Source organism: Streptomyces sp. IBSBF 3136 (genome assembly GCF_036815105.1).
GTDB lineage: Bacteria > Actinomycetota > Actinomycetes > Streptomycetales > Streptomycetaceae > Streptomyces.
The window spans coordinates 26819-33175 of sequence record NZ_JAJSZC010000142.1 but is presented as its reverse complement, the minus strand read 5'-3'; the positions used below and the strand labels follow the sequence as shown (position 1 = coordinate 33175).

Genomic DNA, 6357 nt, shown 5'->3' with positions numbered 1-6357 from the left:
GGATACGGGCCCGGGGCATGCCGGGCGGCGGGGAGTGGGTCACGGGGTCCCCCTCGGGCTCCTGCGGGGTGATCTATCCGCACTGTAGGCAGATGCACCCCGGGCCGCAGTCCGGGAACCGCCGAGGGGTCACGTACGGCCGAGCCGGTCGCCCACCAGGGGTTCGAGGTAGCGGATCAGCACGTTCTTGACCTCCTGGACGTAGGCCGCGCGCTCGGCGCCCTCGTGGCCGAGGACCAGTTCGAGGCCCGCCTTGTAGATGCCGAGGCACACGTGGGCCGTGCGGGTGACGTCGGCGGCCGGGGCGTCGGGCAGGAGCGAGGTCAGCAGGCCCTCGACCCGGTCGATCAGGGTGGCGTGCAACTGGTCGTGGGCGTCGGTGATCCCGCCCGGGATGTCGGGGCCGTGCATCAGCGCGAAGAACACCGGGTGCGCGGTGTTGAAGGCGATGAACCGGTCGACGGCGGCGCCGACGGCCTCCTCCAGGGGCGTGGCGGGGTCGACGGGCGCCAGCGCCTCGCCGTAGGTCTCCCGCATCTCGTGCATGAGCCGGTCGCCCAGCTCGACGGCGATCGCCTCCTTGTTCGGGAAGAACTGGTAGAGCGTGCCCGGTGAGACGCCCGCCTCGCGGGCGATGGCGTTGGTGCTGGCGGCCGTGTAGCCGCTGGTGCAGAAGACCTGGGCGGCGGCGGCGAGCAACTGGGCGATGCGGCGCTCGCCGCGCGCCTGGCGGCGGCGCGGCTGTTCCTTCTCCGAGGTCTCCGAGGTGTCGGACACGCGTGATCCCCAGCCCTTCGCAGGCGATTGACAAACACGAGCGGTCGCTCGCATTCTGGGGGAACGCGAGCGCTCTCTCGTGTTTGCCAGTTTATTGGCAATGACCGACCCATGCTGCCTGCCTGCACAGACGCCTGCCTGCACAGATGTGGGTCACGGTGAAGGGGACACCGCACGATGACCGAAGTCAACAAGGCGACACCCGGCGAGGACGGACCGCCCCCGCCCGGCGGCTGGACCCGCTTCGTCACCGCCCGCCCGCGCCTGTCGCTGCTGGTGGCCCTCGTCCTCACCGCGCTCGCCGTGCTGGCCGGCAGCGGGGTCGCGGACCACCTGGGCAGCGGCGGCTGGGAGGACCCGGCCGCCGAGTCGACCTACGCCACCAAGGCGCTGGAGCGCGGGTTCCCCGACTCCCAGCCCAACCTGCTCCTGCTCGTGGACTCCGGCCGCGCCTCGGTCGACGACCCGGCGGTCGCCGCCGAGGCCCGCCGGCTCGCCGCGCGGCTGAGCGCGGAGCACGGCGTGACCGGCGTCGGCTCCTACTGGCAGGCCGCCCCCGCCGCGGCGACCGCCCTGCGCGCCAAGGACGGCCACGAAGCCCTGATAGCCGCCCGCATCACCGGCGACGAGAACGCGATGGGCAAGACCCTGGACCGCCTGGCACCCCGGTACCGGGGCGCGCACGGCCCGGTCCGGGTGAAGGTCGGCGGCATCGTCGCGGTACGGCACGAGATGCAGACGACCATCAAGGAGGACCTCACCCGCGCCGAGATGATCGCCCTGCCGATCACCCTCGTGCTGCTCGTGATGGTCTTCGGCAGCGCCGTCGCCGCCCTGCTGCCGCTGGGCATCGGCATCGTCGCGATCCTTGGCACCAACGCGGTACTGCGCGGCCTGACGGCCTTCACCGACGTCTCGGTCTTCGCGCTGAACCTCACCACCGCCCTCGGCCTCGGGCTCGCCATCGACTACGCCCTCTTCATCGTCCGCCGCTACCGCGAGGAGCTGTCCGCCGGCGCCGACCCGCTGACCGCGATCGGCACCACCCTGCGCACGGCCGGGCGCACGGTGCTGTTCTCCGCCCTCACCGTGGCGGTCTCCTTGGCCGCCATGATGGTCTTCCCGCAGTACTTCCTGCGGTCCTTCGCCTACGCCGGCATCGCCGTGGTCCTGCTCGCGGCGGCGGCCGCCCTGATCCTGCTCCCGGCGGCCCTCGTCCTGCTCGGCCACCGGGTCAACTCCCTCGACCTGCGCCGCCTGCTGCGCCGGGGCCGGGAACCGGGGCAGCCCGGCACCGAGGGCACCGCCTGGGCCCGCACGGCCACGCTCGTGATGCGCCGCGCCCCGGTCTTCGCCCTCGGCACCACCGTCCTGCTCGTGATCCTCGGCCTGCCCTTCACGGGCGTGCGGTTCGGCACCGCCGACGACCGTCAGCTGCCGTCGAGCGCCGAGTCGCACGTGGTCCAGCAGCACCTGCGGGACGGCTTCCCGGGCAGTCCCGGCGGTGGCCTGGAGGTCCTCGCCGAGGGCCGGGCCACCGGGACGCAGTACGCCGCCTACAAGGAGCGGGTCGCCGCCCTGCCCGAGGTGGTCCGGGTCGAGGGCCCGCTGGTCCACGGCGACACGGCCTACTTCACCGTGCAGCCCAGGGGAGAGGCCGTCGACGACGCGGCCCAGCGGCTGGTCGGCGACCTGCGCGCGCTGAAGGCCCCGTTCACCACCGAGGTGACCGGCACGGCCGCCGTGCTGGTCGACTCCAAGCACGCGATAGGCGAACGGCTGCCCTGGGCGGGGGCGTTCATCGCGATCGTCACCCTGCTGCTGGTCTTCCTGCTCACCGGCAGCGTGCTGATACCCCTGCAGGCGGTGGTGCTCAACGCGCTCAGCCTGACGGCGATGTTCGGCGCGGTGGTATGGGTGTTCCAGGACGGCCACCTCTCCGGGTGGCTCGGCTTCACCAGCCCCGGCTCGATCGAGACCACCCTGCCCGTCCTGATGTTCTGCGTGGCCTTCGGCCTCTCCATGGACTACGGCGTCTTCCTCCTCTCCCGCATCAAGGAGGAGTACGACCGCACCGGCGACCACAACGAGGCGGTCCGCCACGGCCTCCAGCGCACCGGCGGGCTGATCACGGCGGCGGCGGTCATCCTCGCGGTCGTCATGGTCGCCATCGGCACCTCCCGGGTGACCAACACCAAGATGCTCGGCCTCGGCATCGCCCTCGCGGTACTGATGGACGCGATGGTCGTGCGCAGCCTGCTGGTCCCGGCGATCATGCGGCTCACCGGCCGCGCCACCTGGTGGGCCCCGGCCCCGCTGCGCCGCTTCCACCGGAGGTTCGGGCTCAGCGAGGGCGAACCGGCCGCGCCCGCGGAGGTGAAGGAGACGGCCGGGGTGTGAGGCCGCGGGCCGCCGTGGAAGGGTGGGGCGCATGAGAGCCGTGGTGTTCGAGCAGTACGGGGAGCCGGCCGCCGTACGGGAGGTGCCGGACCCGGAGCCCGTGGAGCACGGGGTCGTGGTCCGCGTCGAGGCGACCGGGCTGTGCCGCAGCGACTGGCACGGCTGGATGGGGCACGACCCGGACATCACCCTGCCCCATGTGCCGGGGCACGAACTCGCCGGTGTGGTCGAGGCGGTCGGGTCCCGGGTGACCGGGTGGCGGCCCGGCGACCGGGTCACCGTGCCCTTCGTCTGCGCCTGCGGCAGCTGCCCGTCCTGCGCGGCCGGCGACCAGCAGGTGTGCGAGCGCCAGACCCAGCCGGGCTTCCACCACTGGGGCTCCTTCGCCCAGTTCGTGGCCCTCGACCACGCCGACGTGAACCTGGTCGCCGTCCCCGACGGGATGGCGTACGCCACGGCCGCCGGCCTCGGCTGCCGCTTCGCCACCGCCTTCCGCGCGGTGGTGCGCCAGGGCCGGGTGGCGGCGGGGGAGTGGGTCGCGGTGCACGGCTGCGGCGGGGTCGGCCTGTCGGCGGTGATGATCGCGGCGGCCTCGGGGGCCCGTGTGGTCGCCGTCGACGTCTCGCCCGAGGCGCTCGACCTGGCGCGGACCTTCGGCGCGGCCGGTTGCGTGGACGCGACCGGCCTGGCCGACCCGGCGGCCGCCGTCCGCGAGCTGACCGGCGGCGGCGCCCACCTCTCCCTCGACGCCCTCGGCTCGCCCGCCACCTGTGCGGCCTCCGTCGGCTCCCTGCGCCGCCGGGGCCGGCACGTCCAGGTGGGCCTGCTGCCCTCGGCGGACGGCACCACCCCCGTCCCGCTGGCCCGCGCCATCGCCCTGGAGCTCGAACTCCTCGGCAGCCACGGCATGGCCGCGCACGCCTACCCCGGGATGCTGGAGCTGGTCAGGTCCGGGGTGCTCCGCCCTGACCTGCTGGTGACCCGGACGATCGCCCTCGACGAGGCCCCGGCGGCCCTCGCCGCCATGGGTGCCGCGCCCGGAGCGGGGGTCACGGTCATCGAGCCGTGGCGCTGAGCGCGGCCCACTCGCGGTCGAGGATCGACATGATCACCTCGTCGGCCCAGACGCCGTCCCGGAGCTGCACCTCGCGCCGGACACCCTCGACCACGAAGCCGGCCTTCTCGTAGACGCGCAGGGCCCGGTGGTTGTGCGCGTAGGCCGACAGCTCGATCCGGTGCAGTCCGAGTTCCCCGAAGCCGTGGGCGACGATCAGCCGGGTCGCCTCGGTGCCGATGCCCCGGCCCCGGCCCCGGGGACCGATGAGGGTGCGGAAGGTGCAGCTGCGGCCGTCCGGGTCGTACCCGTACAGGACGACCTCGCCCAGCACCTCCCCGGTGTCCGGGTCGGTGACGGCCAGATCGAGACGGTCGGGGGCGCCGGCCCGGGAGCCGTACCAGGACCGCAGCCGTTGCTCGGTCAGGTCGGTCGACGGCTCGAAGGTGAAGCGGATGACCTCGGGGTCGGCGACGATCTCCCCCATGGTGGCGGCGTCGGCCTCGGTGAAGGGCCGCAGCACGGTCTTCCGGCCGGTCAGGACGGGTTTGACGGAGAAGCTCATGGGACGACTGTGCCGCACGCGGCAGGCGGTGCACAGGTCCTTTTCCCGAGGGCCGGCCCGGGTGCCCCGTGTCAACGCGACCCGCCCGGACACCGGGGCCCGCCTTTGCTGCGAGTGCGTCACAAACGCCCGCCTCTCGTCACACATGTCGCGTGTACGCGGGCTCTCTGTCACACCCGGTCGACAGCCGTAGTCGCTTCGTCACGGAGCGTCGTTCACCGGGCACAGGCTTGGTGATCGCCGGCGCAGCGCCCGGCTCCCCCGACGGCCGCCCCCGGCCGCCGCCGCGGCGCGCGCAGGGAGGTGCGACTCATGACCGACCGAAGGCTCTGGTCCTACAAGGAGATCGCGGCACACATCCGGGTGCAGCCGGACACCGTGCGGTCCTACCGCAAGCACGGCCTGCTGCCCGATCCCGACCATGTGGAGGGGGGCAAGCCCTACTGGTACGCGGACACCGTCCGCACCTGGGTCGCCTCCCGGCCGGGCAACCGGGGCCGAAGAGGGGACTGACCTCACGGACCCGTGCCCGCGCGGCCCGCGGCGGCCCTACGCCCCGCACGACCGCAGGAACGCCCGGGTCCGCCGGGCGATCGGCAGCGGGGCTTCCGGCTCGCAGGGGTACATGTCCTGCTCGACGATCGCGAACAGGTCGACGTCCAGCCGCTGCGCGGCCCGCAGCACCGGTTCCAGGTCGGGCACGCCGGACGGGGGTTCGCACATCACGCCCCGGGCGACCGCCGGGCCGAACGGCGTGCCGCTGGCGCGCACGTCGGCCAGGATCTCCGGGTCCACCTGTTTGAGGTGCAGATAGCCGATCCGCTCGCCATAGGTCTCGATCAGCTTGACGCTGTCCCCGCCGCAGTACGCGTAGTGCCCGGTGTCCAGGCACAGCGACACCAGGTCGGGGTCCGTGCCGTCGAGGAAGCGGGCGACGTTCTCCTCACTGTCGATGTGGGTGTCCGCGTGCGGGTGGACGACGACCGTCAGGCCGTACCGCTCGCGTACCTCGCGGCCGAGGCGCTCGGTCAGCGAGGTCAGGTCCCGCCACTGCCCCGGGTCGAGGGTGTCGGGCTCCAGCACCTCGCCCGTCTTGTCGTCGCGCCAGAAGGACGGGATGACGACGAGGTGGCGGGCGCCCATGGCCCGGGTCAGGGCGGCGATGTCGCTGACGTGCGCCCAGGTCGCGTCCCACACGGCGGCCCCGTGGTGCAGACCCGTGAACACCGTGCCGGCCGACACCTGCAGACCGCGCCGGGCGGTCTCCTCGGCGAGCACCGCGGGATCGGTCGGCAGGTAGCCGTAGGGGCCCAGTTCGATCCACTCGTAGCCCGAGTCGGCGACCTCGTCGAGGAAGCGCCGCCAGGGCACCTGCCGCGGGTCGTCCGGGAACCACACACCCCAGGAGTCGGGCGCCGAACCGATCCGGATACGGGACAGTGAGGAGGGGGGCAAGGACGTCATGGCCGCCAGCGTGCGGGGCCGCGGAAGGAGGTGTCAAGCTCTCGTCCGAATGTCCGGACAAAACATTGACAGGGTTCGGCGGACAGGACTACAAAGC

At 73.2% G+C, this 6357-nt stretch carries 6 protein-coding genes; 3 read left to right on the top strand and 3 right to left on the bottom strand.

Features of this window, described 5'->3' with window-relative positions; translation table 11 throughout:
* Positions 1 to 129 precede the first annotated feature (129 nt).
* A complete protein-coding gene (locus V7E45_RS26520) occupies positions 130 to 777 on the bottom strand; it encodes a TetR/AcrR family transcriptional regulator (RefSeq protein WP_333776718.1) in 648 nt (215 codons plus the stop codon).
* 177 nt (positions 778 to 954) lie between these two features.
* On the opposite strand from V7E45_RS26520, the gene V7E45_RS26515 reads away from it, so the two are divergent.
* Positions 955 to 3177 carry an MMPL family transporter gene (locus tag V7E45_RS26515; protein ID WP_333776717.1) on the top strand — a complete coding sequence of 741 codons (2223 nt, stop codon included), beginning with the start codon at positions 955 to 957 and terminating at the stop codon, positions 3175 to 3177.
* 31 nt (positions 3178 to 3208) lie between these two features.
* Positions 3209 to 4252 carry a zinc-dependent alcohol dehydrogenase family protein gene (locus V7E45_RS26510; protein WP_333776716.1) on the top strand — a complete coding sequence of 348 codons (1044 nt, stop codon included), beginning with the start codon at positions 3209 to 3211 and terminating at the stop codon, positions 4250 to 4252.
* Here the strand turns inward: V7E45_RS26510 and V7E45_RS26505 are convergent.
* Entirely contained in the window at positions 4233 to 4796 is a 564-nt protein-coding gene (locus V7E45_RS26505; RefSeq protein ID WP_333776715.1) for a GNAT family N-acetyltransferase, read from the bottom strand. The two genes, V7E45_RS26510 and V7E45_RS26505, sit on opposite strands and share 20 nt — an antisense overlap.
* Positions 4797 to 5108: 312 nt before the next feature.
* Here V7E45_RS26505 and V7E45_RS26500 point away from each other — a divergent pair, with 312 nt between their 5' ends.
* Positions 5109 to 5309: a MerR family transcriptional regulator gene (locus V7E45_RS26500; RefSeq protein ID WP_020940182.1), complete on the top strand. Its 201-nt coding sequence runs from the start codon at positions 5109 to 5111 to the stop codon at positions 5307 to 5309.
* A 36-nt stretch (positions 5310 to 5345) separates the two neighbouring features.
* Here V7E45_RS26500 and V7E45_RS26495 read toward each other — a convergent pair whose 3' ends face one another.
* The gene (locus V7E45_RS26495) at positions 5346 to 6260 is read right to left on the bottom strand and encodes a sugar phosphate isomerase/epimerase family protein (RefSeq protein WP_333776714.1); all 915 of its coding nucleotides are present in this window, start codon (positions 6258 to 6260) and stop codon (positions 5346 to 5348) included.
* Between the last annotated feature and the right edge of the window lie 97 nt (positions 6261 to 6357).

What these genes read in the sequence shown, in the direction of transcription:
- V7E45_RS26515 (WP_333776717.1), top strand. Translation starts at nt 955, where the DNA reads ATGACCGAAGTCAACAAGGCGACACCCGGCGAGGACGGACCGCCCCCG.
- V7E45_RS26510 (WP_333776716.1), top strand. Translation starts at nt 3,209, where the DNA reads ATGAGAGCCGTGGTGTTCGAGCAGTACGGGGAGCCGGCCGCCGTACGG.
- V7E45_RS26505 (WP_333776715.1), bottom strand. Translation starts at nt 4,796, where the DNA reads ATGAGCTTCTCCGTCAAACCCGTCCTGACCGGCCGGAAGACCGTGCTG.
- V7E45_RS26500 (WP_020940182.1), top strand. Translation starts at nt 5,109, where the DNA reads ATGACCGACCGAAGGCTCTGGTCCTACAAGGAGATCGCGGCACACATC.
- V7E45_RS26495 (WP_333776714.1), bottom strand. Translation starts at nt 6,260, where the DNA reads ATGACGTCCTTGCCCCCCTCCTCACTGTCCCGTATCCGGATCGGTTCG.